Genomic DNA, 17,220 nt, shown 5'->3' on the forward strand with positions numbered 1-17,220 from the left:
GCCGACGGCGGGGTGGCCGGGCGCGGCGGCACCGGTCCGGTGGCGACCGCGGCCGCCGGGGCCGGGGTGACCCGCCCCGGGGTGACCCGCAGCACCGCCGTGGCCGCCTCGCTCGCCGGCGCCGGGAGCGCCTCCTTGCGGAGGTCGGCCCGCGGGTCCGCGAGGACCGGCAGCGGGATCTCCCCGGTGTCGGCCTCCGAGTCCACCACCGGTGCCCGGCCCACCACCGGCGCCCGGTCCACCGGCGCACCGTCGACCGGAGCGGCCTCGACCGGCACAGCGGTGGCCGGGACGGCGGTGGCCGCCGCGAGCGCCGCGGGCTCGATCGCGCCGACCGCGGCACCGGTGAGCGAGGCCAGCGTCGCCTTGATGTGGTCGAGGTGCTGCTGCACCGTCTCCAGCCTGGTCGCGTACTCGCGCTGCTCGCGCTCGCTGGCCGCGTTGATCCGCTCGGCCTCGCGCCGGGCCTGCTCGACCAGCTGGTCCGCCCGGGCCTGCGCCTCGGCGTCGCTCTGCTTGATCTGGCCGAGCACCGTCTCGCGGAACTGCTCGGCCTCCTTGACCCGCCGCTCGGCGGTGGCGGAGACCGTCGCGTCCTCGGCGTCGGCCTCGGCCTGCGCCTCGGCGAACATCTCGTCGGCCTTGCGGCGCAGCTCGGCCAGCTTGGCCTCGGCCCGCTCGGAGGCCTCGGCGGCCGCGACCCGGACCTTGGCGGCGTGCCCGGTGGCGGCGTCCCGGACGGACCGGACCTCGCGGTCGGTCTCGGCCCGGATGGTCTCCGCCTCGGCCCGGGTGCGCTCGTCGGTGCGGCGGACGGCGGCGTCGGCCTCGGTGCGGGTGGTGGCGGCGTACTCCTTGGCGGCGCGGTCGAGTGCCTGGCCGGCCTCGTACACCTCGTCGCGGAGGTCCTCGGCGAACCGTTCGGCCTTGTCGCGGACGGCGCGCGCCTCGTTCTCGGCCAGCCGGGCCAGGCCGGCGGCCTCGTCGCTGAGCACCTGGTAGTCGGGCTCGGGGGCGTCGGCGGCGGCCTGCTGGATCTCGGCCAGCCGGCGCTCCATCTCCCGGAGTCCGGCACCGAGCACGCTCAGCCGTTCCCACCCCTCGTCGCGCTGCGCGGTGAGCGCGGTCAGGGCTCGGTCGACCTGCTCCGGCGCGTAACCGCGCCGGGCAACGGTGAAGCCGTACTGGGGGACGGCGTCGCTCATGGGCTCTTCCCCTCGTGTCGCGGGCTGCGGAGCCCATGATCGGACGGATCGGTCTGCTCGGGGACCGGGTCGGCGAACCCGGTCGGGAATCGTGCGTCGGGCGGATCGAAACATGTCGAGAATGGACGACAGTGACCATCCTCTTGACCTATTTTGCGCGGATCTGGACGAAACCCCAACGAGGCACCGCCGCGCCGGTACGCCGAAGGGGCCGTTCCGGAGACCGGAACGACCCCCTGCCACCTGCGCGGATCCGGCACGGCCTGCTCAGAGCAGACCGTCCCAGAACTGCTCCAGCAGCACGGCCCACCAGGTGTCCGCGGACTGCAGCGCAGCCGGGTCGATCGCGGCCAGCTGGGCCTGGAAGTCCGTCGTCCAGCGACCGGCCTGGTCCGGGGTCAGCCCGTACCGCAGCCGCCACATCCGCCCCAGCAGGGCCAGCGAACGGGCGAACTCCGGTACACCGGTGTTGACGAACCGGGGGGGCTCGCCGGTTCCTTCCAGATCCACCGCGACCACGTGCGCGGTGCCGTACTGCACGCAGAGCTGCCGGCCGTAGTCGTTGCCGAGCACCAGGTAACCGCCGAAGTCCGGGCCGCCCGGCAGGCCGCGCTCGGCGGCCAGCTCGGCGAGCGTCGGGATCGGCCGGCCCTCCTGGGCCTGCGCCCAGAAGAACGGTCCGAACTCGCGCGGCAGACCCGCCCACATCAGCGTCTGTGCCACCGGCTCGGGCACGCCCTGACGGGCCACCGCGCGCTGCTCGAAGCGGAACACGTTCGGCCCGAAGGCCTGGCCGAGCTCCGAGGCGAGCTGCTGCGGGGCGAGCGGCGGCAGCGGCGGGACGGTGCCCGGCGCGGGCAGCGGCACCCGGAACGGCCGGACCCGCTGCTGGCCGGAGGCCAGCTGGTGCAGCTCGTCCAGGTGGTCGAGCAGCTGGGCCATGCCGGCCTGCCGGGAGTGGTGGTCGCGGCCGTAGTCGGCGGTGTGGGTGAGCCGGACGTTCGGCCAGGAGGCGGCGATCATCCGGTTGCAGTACCCGCCGGGCAGGTCGCACGACTCCAGCTCGGTGTAGAGCTCCAGCACCTGCTCCGGCGGCACGTTCAGCCGTCGCAGGTCCTGCAGGATCTTCCACTCCGGGTGCGGGGTGCCGGGCTCGCTGCGGTGCAGCAGCTTCTGCTCCGAACCGTCCGGGCCCCGGTAGCTGAGCGCGGCGAAGTAGCCCGGGCCGACGGCGGGCACGCCGGGCGGCACCGGGGCGGCCGGCGGCGGCCCGGGCACGGGCACGGGCGCCGGCGGGGCGGCCGGGGCCGGGGCGGGCGCCGGGGGGCCGACGGGCGCCGGGCCGCCCGGGTAGCCGTAACCGGCCCCCGGTGCGTCGACGGGCGCGCCCGCGCCGGGCGGCGGCGGGACGGCGGGGCCGCCGGACGGCGGGGTGCCCGGGTCGGCGGGGGCACCGAGTTGCGCCGGGTCGACCGCGCCCGCCAGCTGGGTGCGCTCGTACGCCACACCGGCGCCCGGTACGGGCGCGGCGGGCGGCGCGGGCGGGGCGTCGCCGGGCCGCAGACCCGCCGGGGGCGGGGGCGGCGGGGCGCTGGAGGCGCTGCGACCGCCGGACGCGGCGGGGGCCGGGCCGGAACCGCCGAGCAGATCGGCGGGCGGGGGCGGCGGCGGGGCGGACGCCGGGTTGCGGCCGAGGCCGACGGGAGCGGAACCCGCGCCGGGGCCGGACGGGCCGCCGAGCAGTCCGGCGGGCGGGGGCGGCGGCGGGGCGGACGCCGGGTTGCGGCCACCGGCCGGCGCGTCGGCGGGCGACGGCACCGGAGCACCGGGCGCGGGCGCGCCGGGCAGGCCCGCCAGGCCGGGCAGGCCGTCGGGCGAGGCGAGCATGGTCGGGGCGTGCTCGACCGACGGCGCGGCCGGCGGCGGGACCGGCGCACCCGGCGCACCCGGCAGACCCGCCATGCCCGGCGGACCGTCCGGCGGCGCCAGCAGCGTCGGCGCGGGCTCCACGGCCGCGGCCTGCGGCGGGACGGGCACGCCCTGCGGCGGCACCGGCGTGCCCGGCGCGGGCGTGCCCGGACCGCCGGGCGCACCCGGCAGACCCGCCAGCCCCGGCAGACCGCCCTCGGGCAGCAGCACGGTGGCCGCCTCGGAGCCGGCCCGCGGCTCGCCGGGCAGGCCGGCGCCGTTGGTGCGCAGCCCGTCCGGCAGCAGCACGGTCGCCGCCTCGACCTCCGCACGCGGGGCGGGCGCGGCGGCCGGCTCCCGGTGGCCGGGCGGCGGGGCGAGCATGGTCGGCGCATCCCCGGCGGGCCGCTCGGAGACCGGCGGCGTGGTCAGGACGGCGGGCGCGGGCAGCTCTCCGTACTCGGGCGCGACGGGCGCGGCACCCGGTGCGGCGGGCGTCACAGCGGCGGGCGTCACAGCGGCGGGCGTCACAGCGGCACCCGGCACAGCGGCGGGCGGAACGACGGGCGGCACGACCGGGGCGGCCGGCGGCGCGGGCGGAACCGGCGGCGCCACCGGCGGAACGGCCGGCGCGCCACCCCGGTCGGCGGCCCGGTCGACGGCCCGGTCGGCGGCCGGCTCGGCGTCCGGAGCCCCCGTCCCCAGCCGCTCCGCCTCCGCGGCGAGCGCCGCCTCACCGGCCTCCTGCAGCCACTGCGGCGGGCTGAGCAGGAAGGACGTCGCCTCGACCGGTCCCGGCGCGGGCCGGGCCGCACCGGCCGGATTGGCCGCGACCGGCCGCCCGTAGGCCTCCTCGTACTGCCGGACCACCTCGTTGACGGGCAGCGCGGGCCAGAGCGTGCTCGCGCCGGAGTCCCGGGCGATCACCAGCCGGGCCTCCCCCTCGGCGGGCGCCGCGCCGTCACCCGGCTGCACCGCCCAGCAGACGAAGCCCAGGTCGAACTCCCGGACCCGCACCTCGCGCTGCCGCTCCCGCAGCACCCCGCCGTTGATCCACTCCTCGGCGAGCTCATGCGCCTGCGCGTACGTCACCACGCCCGGTTCACCCCTGTCCCCATCGTCCCCGCTCGTTCCACGCCCTCGGCGACCGTCCGGGCCGCACGGCCCGACGCCGCCACGTCAGCCCACCGGGACGGCACGGGCGAAGCCGCCGTCCACCATCAGCCCGGCCACCGTCTCCAGCTCCGCCGGGCTCCCCGCCAGCCGCAGCAGGAAGTCGTCGAAGTCCTCCCCGCAGGGCAGCAGCAGCCGCCCGACCCGGTCCTCGGCCGCCTCCGGCGCACCGGTGTCCCGGGCGTCGTCGTAGAGGCAGAACCAGACCGACCCGGTCCGCTCGCCGCGCACCTTCAGCGCCACGATGCCGCCCTGGGCGTAGGCGATGCCCAGGTAGTCCTTGGTGAGGTGGTCGCGCAGGCACTTGTTGGCGTAGACGACGTCCGCGGTGCCGTACTCCTCGGTGAGCGTCAGGAAGGGCTGGTCGAGCAGCAGCCCGAGCTCCGCGTCGAGCGCCACGCCGACCGGGGCGCGGCCGCCGCCGAGCTTGAGGAAGGTGCGGTAGGCGCCGGGCAGCCGGTACCCGAGCCGCTCCTCGGCCCGCTGCACGAGGTCCTCGGAGACGCCGATCGGGTCGCCGCCGTCCTTGGCGAGCGAGAAGTGCACCGGCCGCTTCTCCTGCAGCGGCCGGGTGCCGCGGCGCGCGTGGTCGGCGGAGGAGGTGGCCAGGCCGCCGTGGTGCCGCAGCAGCGCCTTGACCTCGACCGGGACCAGCTCCATCCGCCGCCAGCCGGGCGCGGCGCGGCCGACCGCGTGGTGCCAGGTCCAGCCGGGCGGGGTCGCGACGGCGGTCTCCAGGTCGGCCCAGAGCGGGTGGCCCTGGGTGAACTGCGCGACGTTGGCCGAGACGTAGTCGGTCAGCCGCAGCTCGTCGACGCCGAAGCCGGCCGGCGGGTCGGCGACCTCGGCCGCCGCGGCGGCGTACGGGCCGAAGTCCGGGTAGCCGTACTCGTCCACCCGGACCCCGGCGGGGTGCCGCTCCGCACGGACCGGGTCCGGGAAGTGCACCACCTGACCTGCGTACGCCGCGTTCGGTGCGGCGGCGACGCCGGGCCGACCTGTCGTCATCTGGGAGCCCCCACTGGCTGCTGCATGTTCTCGGTGCGCCTGTCGGAAACCAGCGTAGGGGGTGCGCGCGCGGCCCGGCCCCCCGCCCGGCACGCCCGCGCGCGACCCGGGGCGAGCGGTGCGGGGACGGCGCGCGCCGCGGCTCAGGCCGCGAGTGCCTTGGCCAGCGCCTCCACCACCCGCTCCTGCTGCCCGGCGGTGATCTGCGGGTAGAGCGGCAGCGTCAGCAGTTCCCCGGCGGCCCGCTCGGCGACCGGGAACGCGCCCTCGCCGTGACCGAGGTGCCGGAACGCCGGCTGCAGGTGGACCGGCACCGGGTAGTGCACGCCCGCGCCGATCCCGGCCGCGTTCAGCGCGGCCAGCAGCGCGTCCCGCCGCCCGCGGCCGGCGCCGACCCGGACCGCGTACAGGTGCCAGACGTGCTCGTTGCCGGGCGCGGTGCGCGGCACCGACACACCGTCCAGCCCGGCCAGCAGCCGGTCGTAGCGGGCGGCGGCGGCCCGCCGGGCCTCGTTCCAGCCGGCCAGCCGGCGCAGCTTGGCCCGCAGCACGACGGCCTGCAGCGCGTCCATCCGGGAGTTGAAGCCGAACCGCTCGTGCGCGTACTTGCGCGCCGAGCCGTGGTCGCCGATCAGCCGGACGGCGGCGGCCAGGTCGTCGTCGTCGGTGACGACGGCGCCGGCGTCGCCGTACGCCCCGAGGTTCTTGCCGGGGTAGAAGCTGGTCGCGGCGATCCGGCCGTGCAGGGACCGGCCGTCCTGCCGGGCGCCCTGGGACTGCGCGGCGTCCTCCACCACCGGCCGTCCGCCGGCCAGTTCGAGCAGCGGCGCCATCGGGGCGAGCTGGCCGGTGAGGTGGACGGGCAGCAGCGCGACGGCGTCGGCGAGCACCTCGGCGACCCGGACCGGGTCGATCAGCAGGTGCTCGGGGTCGGCGTCGACCAGCACCGGGCGCAAGCCGGCCCGCTGGACGGCCTCGGCGGTGGCGACGAAGGTGTTGGCGGGCAGCACCACGCCGCCGCCGGGCGGCAGGTCGAGGGCGCGCAGGGCCAGTTCGAGGGCGTCGGTGCCGTTGGCGGCGCCGACGCAGTGCCGGGCTCCGGAGAAGGCCGCGTACTCCTCCTCGAAGCCGGCCACCTCCGGTCCCTTGACGTAGCCGCCGCTCGCGAGCACCCGGTCGAAGCCGGCCCGGACCTCCGCCTCGATCTCGGTGTGCGCGGCCGCGAGGTCGACGAGCGGGACGGGCTGGTCGGTGGTCATCCTGTGGTCTCCCCTGGGCCGGTCGGTGGGCGTGACGAGCGGACGGACGGACAGCAGCACGGGCGGGCCGCGGCCTCAGCCGAGTGCGGCCCGCAGCGCGGCCACCACCCGGTCCTGCTGCTCCTCGGTCAGCGCGTGGTACAGCGGCAGGATCAGCGAACGCCGGGTGAGCAGCTCGGTGGCGGGCAGCGGCACCCGGGCGGCCCCCTTGTACGGGGCCTCCAGGTGGGCGGCCATGATGCCGCGCCGGGCCGAGACCCCGGCCCCGGCAAGCCGGGCCAGCAGCTCGGCGCGCTCCGGGGCACCGTCCGGCGGCAGCACCCAGCAGGACTGGTAGTTGGTGGTGCCGTGCGCCGGGTCCTCGACCAGCCGCAGGCCGGTGCCGGCCAGCAGCTCCCGGTAGCGGGCGGCGAGTTCACGCCGCCGGGCGACCATCGCGGGCAGCTTGCCCAGCTGCACCAGGCCGACGGCGGCCTGGATGTCGGTCATCCGGTGGTTGAAGCCGATCTCGTCGTAGGTCTCCAGCAGGCTCGCGCCGCCGGCCGCCGCGTGCCGGTCGGCCGCCGAGACGCTCATCCCGTGCTCGCGCAACCGCCGCAGCCGGGCGGCGAGTTCACCGTCCCGGCAGGTGACCATGCCGCCCTCGCCGGTGGTCAGCAGCTTGCGCGGATGGAAGGAGTACGCGGCGAGCTCGGCGCCCGCGCCGGCCGGCCGGCCCCGGTACACCGAGCCGGCCGCGCAGGCGGCGTCCTCGACGACGGTGGCGCCGCGCGGCTCGACGGCGGCCCGCAGGCCGTCCAGGTCGACCGGCACCCCGCCCTGGTCGACCGCGATCACCGCCCTGGTGCGTTCGGTGAGCAGCGGCTCGACGGTGTCGGCGGTGAGGTTGCCGGTGGCCGGGTCGACGTCCGCGAAGACCGGCACCGCACCGACGTAGGTGACGGCGTTGGCGGTGGCGATGAAGGAGAACGAGGGGACGACCACCTCGTCGCCCGGCCCGACACCCGCGCCGATCAGCGCCAGGTGCAGCGCGGTGGTGCAGGAGGAGACCGCGACCGCGTGCTCGACGCCGAGGTGCTCGGCGAAGGCCCGCTCGAACGCGGCGACCCGGGGGCCCTGGGCCACCCAGCCCGAGCGGACCGCCTCGGCGGCGGCCTCGGCCTCCTCCTCGCCGAGCCAGGGCACCATGACCGGGATGGTGGACGGGACGGGGTTGCTGGACACAGGGGTGCTCCGAAGGCTGGCTCGGGCGTGCTCGGTACGAGGGGACGAGGAACAAGGGACGAGGAACGGGGACGGAGAACAGGGACGGGGAACGGCAACGGCAACGGCAAACGGCGGCTCGGCTACTGCTCGCGCCACCAGGCGACCAGCCGGCGCAGGCCCTCGTCGAGGCCCAGCTCGGGCTTCCAGCCGAGGTCGCGCTCGGCGGCGCCGATGTCCGCCAGCCGCCGGACCACGCCGCCGGCGGTGTCCCGGGCCGGGCCGTGCTCGACGCCCAGGTCGGTGCGGTCCATCGCGCCGAGCAGCGCGTCGGCCAGCCCGCGCAGCGAGACCTCGCTCGCGCTGGCGATGTTGTAGACCCGGTCGGTGACGGGCGCGGCGGCGGCCAGCAGATTGGCCCGGGCGATGTCCTCGGTGTAGACGAAGTCCATGGTCTGGGCACCGTCGCCGAAGATCAGCGGCGGTCGGCCGGCGGCTATCCGGTCCATCCAGCGGATGAACACCTCGGTGTACCGGCCGTGCACGTCCATCCGGGGCCCGTACACGTTGAAGTAGCGCAGTGCGACGTAGTCCAGGCCGGCCATGGCGTGGAAGGAGCGCAGCAGGCCCTCGTTGAAGACCTTGGCCGCCCCGTACAGGGTGTCGTTGTTGTAGGGGTGGTGGGTCTCGGGCGTCGGGAAGACCTCGGCGAGGCCGTAGACGGAGGCGGTGGACGAGGCGACCACCTTGCCGACGCCCGTCTCGGCGGCGGCCTCGACCACGTCGAAGGTGCCGTCCACCATGACCTCCAGCGCCAGCCTGGGCTCGCCGGCGCACTGGGTGATCCGGATCGCGGCCAGGTGGAAGAGCAGGTCGGTGCCCGGGTCGAGCAGCCGGCGCAGCAGGGCGCGGTCGCGGATGTCGCCCTCCACCACGCGCAGCTGCCCGGGGGCGGCGATCCGCTGGGCGTACCCGAGGTTGGCCGTCCGGCCGCGGGCGAAGTTGTCGAGCACGACCACCTCGCGGGCGCCGGCCTCGATCAGCTGGTCGACCACGGTGGAGCCGATGGTGCCGGCCCCTCCGGTGACCAGGCAGCGGGAGCCCTCGATCTGTACAGCGTTCACCGGGTGGCGGCCCTTTCCTGAGCTTCGGACAGTGCGGAGTCGAGGCCGGTGCCCACCGGGACGGTGGCACCGCCGAGTTCGAGGCTGAGCGAGGCCGCCTCCAGCAGCTGGAGCACCCGCAGGCCGGCCCGGCCGTCGGTGAGCGGGGCGCGGCCCTCGGTGATGGCGGCGGCGAACTCGGCCATCACGTTGCGCAGCGCCTCCTGCTCGACCAGGGCGGGGGCGACCATCGAGCCGACCCGGTACGAGATGAGCGCCTGGTGGCGGATCGCGTCGGTCAGCTCGTCGGGCGGGGTGAGGTCCACGCCGCGGTCGTGGACCGCTAGCCTGGCCTGCGGGTTGAGGTCGTCCCAGACCAGGGTGCGCCGCGAGCCGCCGATCAGCGTGGTGCGCACCTTGGTGGGCGAGAGCCAGTTGACGTGGCAGTGCGCCAGCGCGCCGTTGCTCAGCCGGACCGTCAGGTACGCCACGCAGGCCCGTCCGGCGCCGATCGGGTCGGCTCCCTGGGCGGAGACGCCGACCGGCTCGACACCCGGCGGCAGGACGAAGTCCAGGATCGACAGGTCGTGCGGGGCGAGGTCCCAGAGCACGTCGACGTCCGGCTGGACCAGCCCGAGGTTGATCCGCACCGAGTCGAAGAACTGGACGTCGCCGATCTCCCCGCCGTGCACGAGTTCCCGGATCCGGCGCACCACCGGGGTGTAGCAGAAGGTGTGGTCGCACATCAGCACCAGGCCGCGCCGCTCGGCGAGCGCCACCAGCTCGGCGGCCTCCGCGGCCGAGGTGGTGATCGGCTTCTCCACCAGGACGTGCTTGCCGGCCTCCAGCGCGGCCCGGACCAGCCGGTAGTGCGCGGCGGCCGGGGTGGCCACCGCGACCGCGGCGACCCGGTCGTCGGCCAGCACCTCCGCGAACGAGGTGGTGGCGCGGACGGTGCTGTACTCACCGAGCACCCGGCGGGACTTCGCCTCGTCCAGGTCGCAGAGCCAGTGCAGGCGCAGCGCCGGTGTCTGCTGCGCGTTGCGGACCAGGTTCGGACCCCAGTAGCCGGCCCCGACCACCGCGATCCCGATCCGGTGCGCGGGCACCGGCTGCGGCGGTGTGCCCGGCGTGGGCACGTGCTCGCCCGGTGCCTCGTTGGCGGTTTCCGTCATCGCAAGACCCCCCTTGCTAGGCGTCAGGGCCCCCCGGCCCCGGCGGCCCCAACGGCCGTGGCAAGCGGAGGCGTTGCCGTTTCCCCCCGGTGCCCCCACCGGACCGGCCGACCCCTCGCTTGCTGCTGGAACGCTACCGGCCACCGCGGCCACCGGGGGCGGATTCGGGAAAACCGGGGACGAGTCGTGATGATGCCGTGCCGATCCGGCCAACGTCGCGTGCCCGCCCGCCGGTCGGCTCCGCCCTCCGCACCCCGGATGTGCGGTTGTCAGTGTCGTTTGACAGGCTGGCCCCTGACAGCCGTGCCACCACCGGGCCGGGCGGAAGGGCCGGGCGGGAGGCGGACGAACGACCAGCGGGACGACGAGGAGGGCGCGCCATGACCACCGGGGAACCGGCCGAACCGCCGGTGCTGCGCCACCACCGCGACAGCCTGCTGCCCGCCGTCGCCGCCGCGCTCTCGCTGAAGGGCGGCGAGGTGCAGACCCTGGCCGGCGACAAGTCGGACCGCCGTCCGGTCCTGCACCCACTGGTCGGCGACTTCCTCGACGCGCTGCCGCCGGAGCACCGCGAGCGCTTCACCGGCCGCTGCCCGGAGGCGGTCCTGCTCTCCCGGTACCTGACGGCGGTGGACGGCCGGCGCTCCAAGCGCGCCGCCCGCAAGCCGATGACCCTGCACGAGGCCCGCAAGGCGCTCAAGGGCGCCCGGCTGACCACCGTACGGATCCGCGAGGAGCACGATCCCGCGCACGGTACCCATGCGCCGCCCTGCCGTTCCTGCGCTCCGCTGCTGGAGCACTTCACCGTCCAGAGCGTCGCGGTCGGCCCAGCCGCCGCCGGCTGACCGGTCCGCCGCACGGCCACCCCGTGCCGGCCGTGCGGCGCACCGCCCGTCCCCCGTCCCCGAGCCACCGGAGCCCGTCCTGAATCCGCCCGCCCCCTCCCCGACCCCGACCTCGGCCGTGCTCGGCGGTCCCGCGCCGCGGACCCGCCCGCGCTTCCCGGCCGACGTCGCCGCCGAACTCAAGGCGGCCGGCTGGCACCCCGGGCGCTGGCAGATCCGGCAGGCCGAGGAGTGGGCCGACGCCCTGGTCGGCCACGGCAGCCCGGCCGGCGTCCAGCACGCGGTGTTCCCGGCGGCGGTGGAGGCCTGGGCCGAGTTCGGCGGCCTCGCCTTCGACCTGACCGGGCCCGGCCGGCAGCTGGCCCGCACCCCGTTCCTGATCGACCCGCTGCGCGGCCTGCACCAGCCGCGCACCCTGGCCGACCTGGGCCGCGCCCTGGACGTCCGGATCGCCCCGCTGGGCGAGGAGGCGTACGGGCAGGCGCTGCTGGCGATCGACGAGCGGGGCCGGGTCTACAGCCTGGACCACACCGGTGAGTGGTACCTCGGCCCAGGCGTCGACCAGGCGATCAGCACGCTGGTCCTGGGCACCGCCCCGGAACGGCTGCGCACCGCCGACGAGGTCTGACGGACCGGAGGCTCAGACCAGCCGGTCCCGGCGGACCACCAGCCGGGACGGCAGCACCGCCTCCACCCGGAACCCGCCGTCCCGCTCCGGCCCCGCCGAGAAGGTGCCGCCGAGCGCGACCACCCGCTCGCGCATTCCGACCAGCCCGTTGCCGCCGCTGGGCAGCGCGACGGCGGCCCGCTCACCGCCCGGGCAGGCGTTCACCACGCTCACCCGCACGCCGTTCGGCGCGTAGGCGAGCAGCACCGACACCTGCGCGCCGCCGGCGTGCTTGTGGGCGTTGGTCAGCCCCTCCTGCACCACCCGGTAGGCGGTCTGCTCGGCCTCGCCGGTGAACTCCTGCCGGCTGCCGCTGACGGTCAGGGTGACGGCCATTCCGGCCGCCCGGGACTGGTCGACCAGCCGCGGCAGGCCGGACAGCGAGTCCGGCTCCGGCGCGCTCTCGTCGGACATCCGCAGCACGCCGAGGATCTCCCGCAGCTCGTTGAGCGCCTGCCGGCCGACCTCGCCCATCAGCTTGGCGCTCTGCGTCGCCTTCTCCGGGTCCTTGACGACGATCCGCTCCAGCGCCCCGGCGTGCACCACCATCAGCGAGACCCGGTGCGCCACCACGTCGTGCATCTCCCGGGCGATCCGGGTGCGCTCCTCCAGCCTGGCCCGGCGGGCGCGCTCCCTGGCCTGCTCGGCCAGCAGGTCCAGCTCGGCCTCCAGGCCGTGCGCGCGGTCCTGGAGCGAATCGATCAGCCGCCGCCGGGCGCCGACGTACAGGCCGGTCACCACCGGAGCCGCCGTCGCGCCGGCCGCCACCAGCAGTGAGAACACCAGCTGGCCCCAGAACGGCGGCTGGTCGGTCACCGACTCGCCGGGGTTGAGCATCGACATCAGGATCACCCCGGCCGCCTCGGCGTAGGCGAGCGCGGAGAGCGCCACCACCCGCCGGCGGCGCGAGGGCCACTCCCAGGTCTCGGCCAGCGTGAAGAGCGCCACCAGCAGCAGCACCATGCTCGGCACGGCCGGCATCACCAGCAGCGCGACCACCACCGGGACGGCCGGCCAGCGCCGCCGCAGCACCAGGCTCGCGCCCGCCATCGCGGCGAACACCCCGAGCACGATCTCCGCCGCCGCGCCGAGGTGGACCCGGCTGCCGACGTTCGCGATCGAGCTGCCGGTGCACTCCAGCGCCGCCAGGGCGGCGAGCCCGGCGTCCAGGAGGGCGCTGCGCCGCCGCTGCCACCACAAGAACGACGACCGGTCCCGCGTGCGCTCCCCAGGCGACTTGCTCATGCCCCACAGACTACGGCGCGTCCCGGGCCCGTCCCCACCGGGTCGCGCCGAGAAACCGCCCGGCTGCCGCCCGGCACCCGGCCCGGCCGCCCCCCGGACCGGCCGCGGACCGGCCCCGAGTGGTCCAGACCACATACGGTCCGGGGGCATGGCTGTCCGCCATCCGGCCACTTCGCGGACAGCGCCCCGGCCGACACCTATGCTGGTCGCGTCGGACAGCGCGGTCCGCACGCGTCACACCCGCCACACACGGGGCAGCCCTGTGACGATGAGCCGTTGCCGAACACCCCACCACCCCGAGGGAGCCAGCCGTGACCGCTCCGGTCCCCAGCCAGGCGGACAACCCGACCCCCGTGGTCGCCGACAACGCCGCATTGCGCGCGGACATCCGTCGCCTCGGCGACCTGCTCGGCGAGACGCTGGTCCGCCAGGAAGGTCCCCAGCTGCTCGGCCTGGTCGAACAGGTCCGGCTGCTCAGCCGCACCAACGGCGAGGCCACCGCCGAACTGCTCTCCGACATCGACCTGGAGACCGCCGCCAAGCTGGTGCGCGCCTTCTCCACCTACTTCCACCTCGCCAACGTCACCGAGCAGGTGCACCGCGGCCGCGAGTTCGCCACCCGCCGCGCCCGCGAGGGCTCGCTGCTCGCGCAGACCGCCGACCAGCTGGCCGAGGCCGACGCCAAGCACCTCAAGGACACCCTGACCCACCTCGCCGTCCGCCCGGTCTTCACCGCGCACCCGACCGAGGCGGCCCGCCGCAGCGTCCTCAACAAGCTGCGCCGGATCGGCGAACTGCTCGACCGCATCCACCGCGAGGAGATCGCCGCCGGCCTCTCCCAGGCCGACCCGGCCCGCACCAGCTCCGCCCGCCGCCAGGCCGACCGCCGCCTCGCCGAGGTCATCGACCTGCTCTGGCAGACCGACGAGCTGCGCATCGCCCGCCCGGAGCCCACCGACGAGGCCCGCAACGCCGTCTACTACCTCGACGAGCTCTACCGCGACGCCGTCCCGCAGGTCCTGGAGGAGCTGCACGAGGAACTCGCCCGGGTCGGCCTGGAGCTGCCCGACGGCGTGCGCCCGCTCACCTTCGGCACCTGGATCGGCGGCGACCGGGACGGCAACCCCAACGTCACCCCGCAGGTCACCTGGGACGTCCTCAACCTCCAGCACGAGTACGGCATCAAGGACGCCCTCGCCGCCATCGACGACCTGCGCAGCACCCTCTCCACCTCGGAGCGGCTGGCCGGCGCCTCCGTCGAACTGCTCGCCTCGCTCAACAGCGACCTCCACCTGCTCCCCGAACTGAGCCCGCGCTACAAGCGGATGAACGCCGAGGAGCCGTACCGCCTCAAGGCCACCTGCATCCGGCTCAAGCTGGAGAACACCCGCGAGCGCCTGGCCGGAGGCACCCCGCACGTCGAGGGCCGCGACTACCTCGGCACCCGCGAACTGATCACCGACCTGCGGATGATCCAGGACTCGCTGCGCGCCCACCGCGGCGAGCTGATCGCCGACGGCCGGCTCGCCCGCGCCATCCGCACCATCGAGGCGTTCGGCCTGCAGCTCGCCACCATGGACGTGCGCGAGCACGCCGAGGCCCACCACCACGCGCTCGGTCAGCTCTTCGACCGGCTCGGCGAGGAGGCCTGGCGCTACGCCGACATGCCCCGCGAGTACCGCCAGCGGCTGCTCGCCAAGGAGCTGCGCTCGCGCCGCCCGCTCGCCCCCACCCCGGCCCCGCTGGACTCCGCCGGCTCCAAGACCCTCGGCGTCTTCACCACCATCCGCGAGGGCTTCGAACGCTTCGGCGACGAGATCGTCGAGTCGTACATCATCTCGATGTGCCAGGGCGCCGACGACGTCTTCGCCGCCACCGTGCTGGCCCGCGAGGCCGGCCTGATCGACCTGCACGCCGGGATCGCCAAGATCGGCATCGTGCCGCTGCTGGAGACCACCGACGAGCTCCAGCAGGCCGACCGGATCCTCGACGAGATGCTCTCCGACCCCTCCTACCGGCTGCTCGTCTCACTGCGCGGCGACGTCCAGGAGGTCATGCTCGGCTACTCCGACTCCTCCAAGTTCGGCGGCATCACCACCTCCCAGTGGGAGATCCACCGCGCCCAGCGCCGACTGCGCGACGTCGCCCACCGCTACGGCATCCGGCTGCGGCTCTTCCACGGCCGCGGCGGCACCGTCGGCCGCGGCGGCGGCCCCTCGCACGAGGCCATCCTGGCCCAGCCGTGGGGCACCCTGGAGGGCGAGATCAAGGTCACCGAGCAGGGCGAGGTCATCTCCGACAAGTACCTGCTGCCCTCGCTGGCCCGGGAGAACCTCGAACTGACCCTCTCCGCCACGCTGGCCGCCTCCGCGCTGCACACCGCCCCGCGCCAGGCCCCCGAGGAGCTGGCCCGCTGGGACGCCGCCATGGACCGGGTCTCCGAGGCCGCGCACACCTCCTACCGGGCCCTGGTCGAGCAGGACGACCTGCCGAAGTACTTCTTCGCCGCCACCCCGGTCGACCAGCTCGCCTCGCTGCACCTGGGCTCCCGCCCGTCCCGCCGCCCCGACTCCGGCGCCGGCCTGGACGGCCTGCGGGCCATCCCGTGGGTGTTCGGCTGGACCCAGTCCCGCCAGATCGTGCCCGGCTGGTACGGCGTCGGCGCCGGCCTGGCCGCCGCCCGCGAGGCGGGCCTGGGCGACGTGCTCGACGAGATGTACGGCCAGTGGCACTTCTTCCGCAACTTCCTGTCCAACGTCGCCATGACGCTGGCCAAGACCGACCTGCGGATCGCCCGCCACTACGTCGAGCAGTTGGTGCCCGCCGAGCTGCACCACGTCTTCGAGCAGATCCAGGCCGAGCACGATCTCACCCTGCGCGAGGTGCTCCGCCTCACCGGCGAGAACGAGCTGCTGGAGCACAACCCGGTGCTCAAGCAGACCTTCGCGGTCCGCGACGCCTACCTCGACCCGATCTCCTACCTGCAGGTCGCACTGCTGCGCCGGCAGCGCGAGGAGACCGCCACCGGCCGCCACGAGGACCCGCTGCGGGCCCGGGCGCTGCTGCTGACCGTCAACGGCGTCGCCGCCGGCCTGCGCAACACCGGCTGACCTCCCCCGGACGCCACAGGGCCCCGCGACGCGTGTGCACGCGTCTCGGGGCCCTCCCCCGTTCCGGGCCGCCCCGGGCGGACGGAAACGGGTGACACGCCCGGCGGAGCAACCGGAGGGGCCGGGATCCGATCGACTCGGTTCCCGGCCCCTCCGTCACGACCGCGTGCTCACTCCGCCGCTTCGCCCGTGCGGTGGCGCTTGACCCACAAGGCCGCGCCGCCGGCCGCCACGACCAGCCCGCCGCCGACGGCCAGCAGTCCGGCGTCACCGCCGACCGCGTTGCCGAGCACCGGGCCGAGCTGCGCCGAGACGGGCTCCGGGGACACCACACCCGGATCGGGCTCCGCCACCGAGTCGGCGTGCGCGGTGCCGGCCGCGCCCAGCAGCATCCCAGCAGCGCCGAGCACACCCGCGGTGCCCAGTGCACCCGCCGTGCCCACCCGCCGTCCGAGCCTTCCCAGCCGAACCACCCGGATCCGCCGAAGCCGCCGGACCGGCCGCAAACTCCGCATCGAGAACTCCCCAACCCGTTCGCGTACTGGCCTTGACGCTATCCGATCCGCACAGATTTCTCACAGGTATTCAGGTTTGGCCTGTCAAGAGTTGTACGACCGTTGCGCAGCCGGACCACCGCCCTTCACCCAGGACCGGGGTGGCGGCCGGGACGGGCCCATGGCCGGAGCCGGGACGTGACGGCGGGTCAGGAGTTGTACGTCGACTGGGCCCGCTCCAGGCCCTCGGAGAGCAGCGCCTCCACCGCGTCCGCCGAGCGGTCCACGAACCACTCCAGGTCCTTGCGCTCGGTGGCGGAGAAGTCCTTCAGCACGAAGTCCGCGACCTCCATCCGGCCCGGCGGACGGCCGATCCCGCACCGCACCCGGTGGTACTCCGGGCCGAGCGACTTGGTGATGGACTTCAGCCCGTTGTGCCCGTTGTCGCCGCCGCCCAGCTTCAGCCGCAGGGCCGCGTAGTCGATGTCCAGCTCGTCGTGGACGGCCACCAGCGCGGAGACCGGCGCCTTGTAGAAGTCGCGCAGCGCGGTGACCGGCCCGCCGGAGAGGTTCATGAACGACATCGGCTTGGCCAGCACCACCCGCCGGCCCGCCAGCCGCCCCTCGGCGATCTGGGCCCGGCTCTTGTGGGCCTTGAACTTGGCGCCCATCCGCTGGGCCAGCAGGTCCACCACCATGAACCCGATGTTGTGCCGGTTCCGGGCGTACTGCTCCCCGGGGTTGCCCAGCCCCACCACCAGCCAGGGGCCTTCGTACGATTCGTCGTTCATCCCACCGCTCCTCGTGATCATGTTCACCGCCGTC

Annotated in this window: 13 protein-coding genes; 3 read left to right on the forward strand and 10 right to left on the reverse strand. The window is 75.6% G+C overall.

The annotated features are described in order from the left end of the window. From ABZW10_RS26465 to ABZW10_RS26495, 7 genes are all read right to left on the reverse strand, one after another. Positions 1-1,205 (reverse strand): hypothetical protein (locus ABZW10_RS26465; RefSeq protein ID WP_355370183.1); only part of this gene is annotated, 1,205 nt, incomplete at its 3' end. Between the two features lie 267 nt (positions 1,206-1,472). Then, on the reverse strand, positions 1,473-4,208 hold the full coding sequence (locus tag ABZW10_RS26470; protein WP_355370185.1) for an SUKH-4 family immunity protein: 2,736 nt from the start codon (positions 4,206-4,208) through the stop codon (positions 1,473-1,475). 84 nt (positions 4,209-4,292) lie between these two features. After that, complete coding sequence (locus ABZW10_RS26475; RefSeq protein ID WP_355370188.1) at positions 4,293-5,294, reverse strand: SMI1/KNR4 family protein; 1,002 nt, start codon at positions 5,292-5,294, stop codon at positions 4,293-4,295. 143 nt (positions 5,295-5,437) lie between these two features. After that, positions 5,438-6,553, reverse strand: a complete 1,116-nt coding sequence (locus ABZW10_RS26480; protein WP_355370190.1) for a DegT/DnrJ/EryC1/StrS family aminotransferase — start codon at positions 6,551-6,553, stop codon at positions 5,438-5,440. Positions 6,554-6,628: 75 nt separating this feature from the next. Then, the gene (locus ABZW10_RS26485; RefSeq protein ID WP_355370193.1) at positions 6,629-7,777 is read right to left on the reverse strand and encodes a DegT/DnrJ/EryC1/StrS family aminotransferase; all 1,149 of its coding nucleotides are present in this window, start codon (positions 7,775-7,777) and stop codon (positions 6,629-6,631) included. Positions 7,778-7,899: 122 nt separating this feature from the next. After that, entirely contained in the window at positions 7,900-8,880 is a 981-nt protein-coding gene (locus ABZW10_RS26490) for an NAD-dependent epimerase/dehydratase family protein (protein WP_355370195.1), read from the reverse strand. After that, positions 8,877-10,034: a Gfo/Idh/MocA family oxidoreductase gene (locus tag ABZW10_RS26495; RefSeq protein ID WP_355370198.1), complete on the reverse strand. Its 1,158-nt coding sequence runs from the start codon at positions 10,032-10,034 to the stop codon at positions 8,877-8,879. Before ABZW10_RS26495 ends, ABZW10_RS26490 begins: the two co-directional genes overlap by 4 nt. A 380-nt stretch (positions 10,035-10,414) precedes the next feature. Between ABZW10_RS26495 and ABZW10_RS26500 the strand changes: the two genes are divergently transcribed. Both ABZW10_RS26500 and ABZW10_RS26505 read left to right on the forward strand, forming a co-directional pair. Next, a complete protein-coding gene (locus tag ABZW10_RS26500; RefSeq protein WP_355370201.1) occupies positions 10,415-10,879 on the forward strand; it encodes a YwqJ-related putative deaminase in 465 nt (154 codons plus the stop codon). Between the two features lie 118 nt (positions 10,880-10,997). After that, positions 10,998-11,507, forward strand: coding sequence for an SUKH-3 domain-containing protein (locus ABZW10_RS26505; protein WP_355370202.1), 510 nt, complete (start codon positions 10,998-11,000; stop codon positions 11,505-11,507). A 12-nt stretch (positions 11,508-11,519) separates the two neighbouring features. On the opposite strand, the gene ABZW10_RS26510 is transcribed toward ABZW10_RS26505, so the two are convergent. Continuing rightward, complete coding sequence (locus ABZW10_RS26510; RefSeq protein ID WP_355370205.1) at positions 11,520-12,791, reverse strand: histidine kinase; 1,272 nt, start codon at positions 12,789-12,791, stop codon at positions 11,520-11,522. Positions 12,792-13,102: 311 nt separating this feature from the next. Between ABZW10_RS26510 and ppc the strand changes: the two genes are divergently transcribed. Beyond that, the gene (gene ppc / locus ABZW10_RS26515) at positions 13,103-15,901 is read left to right on the forward strand and encodes a phosphoenolpyruvate carboxylase (RefSeq protein WP_355370208.1); all 2,799 of its coding nucleotides are present in this window, start codon (positions 13,103-13,105) and stop codon (positions 15,899-15,901) included. A 170-nt stretch (positions 15,902-16,071) separates the two neighbouring features. Here the strand turns inward: ppc and ABZW10_RS26520 are convergent, their stop codons facing one another. Further along, complete coding sequence (locus ABZW10_RS26520) at positions 16,072-16,344, reverse strand: hypothetical protein (protein ID WP_355370210.1); 273 nt, start codon at positions 16,342-16,344, stop codon at positions 16,072-16,074. Positions 16,345-16,604: 260 nt separating this feature from the next. Next, positions 16,605-17,186 carry an aminoacyl-tRNA hydrolase gene (pth, locus tag ABZW10_RS26525; protein ID WP_355370213.1) on the reverse strand — a complete coding sequence of 194 codons (582 nt, stop codon included), beginning with the start codon at positions 17,184-17,186 and terminating at the stop codon, positions 16,605-16,607. Between the last annotated feature and the right edge of the window lie 34 nt (positions 17,187-17,220).

Origin of the sequence: Kitasatospora sp. NPDC004723, from assembly GCF_040609255.1 — a bacterium.
Classification (GTDB): Bacteria; Actinomycetota; Actinomycetes; order Streptomycetales; family Streptomycetaceae; genus Kitasatospora.

Coding starts and splice junctions, on each gene's coding strand:
- ABZW10_RS26510 (WP_355370205.1), bottom strand. CDS start 12,791: ATGAGCAAGTCGCCTGGGGAGCGCACGCGGGACCGGTCGTCGTTCTTG.
- ABZW10_RS26495 (WP_355370198.1), bottom strand. CDS start 10,034: ATGACGGAAACCGCCAACGAGGCACCGGGCGAGCACGTGCCCACGCCG.
- ABZW10_RS26480 (WP_355370190.1), bottom strand. CDS start 6,553: ATGACCACCGACCAGCCCGTCCCGCTCGTCGACCTCGCGGCCGCGCAC.
- pth (WP_355370213.1), bottom strand. CDS start 17,186: ATGAACGACGAATCGTACGAAGGCCCCTGGCTGGTGGTGGGGCTGGGC.
- ABZW10_RS26475 (WP_355370188.1), bottom strand. CDS start 5,294: ATGACGACAGGTCGGCCCGGCGTCGCCGCCGCACCGAACGCGGCGTAC.
- ABZW10_RS26500 (WP_355370201.1), top strand. CDS start 10,415: ATGACCACCGGGGAACCGGCCGAACCGCCGGTGCTGCGCCACCACCGC.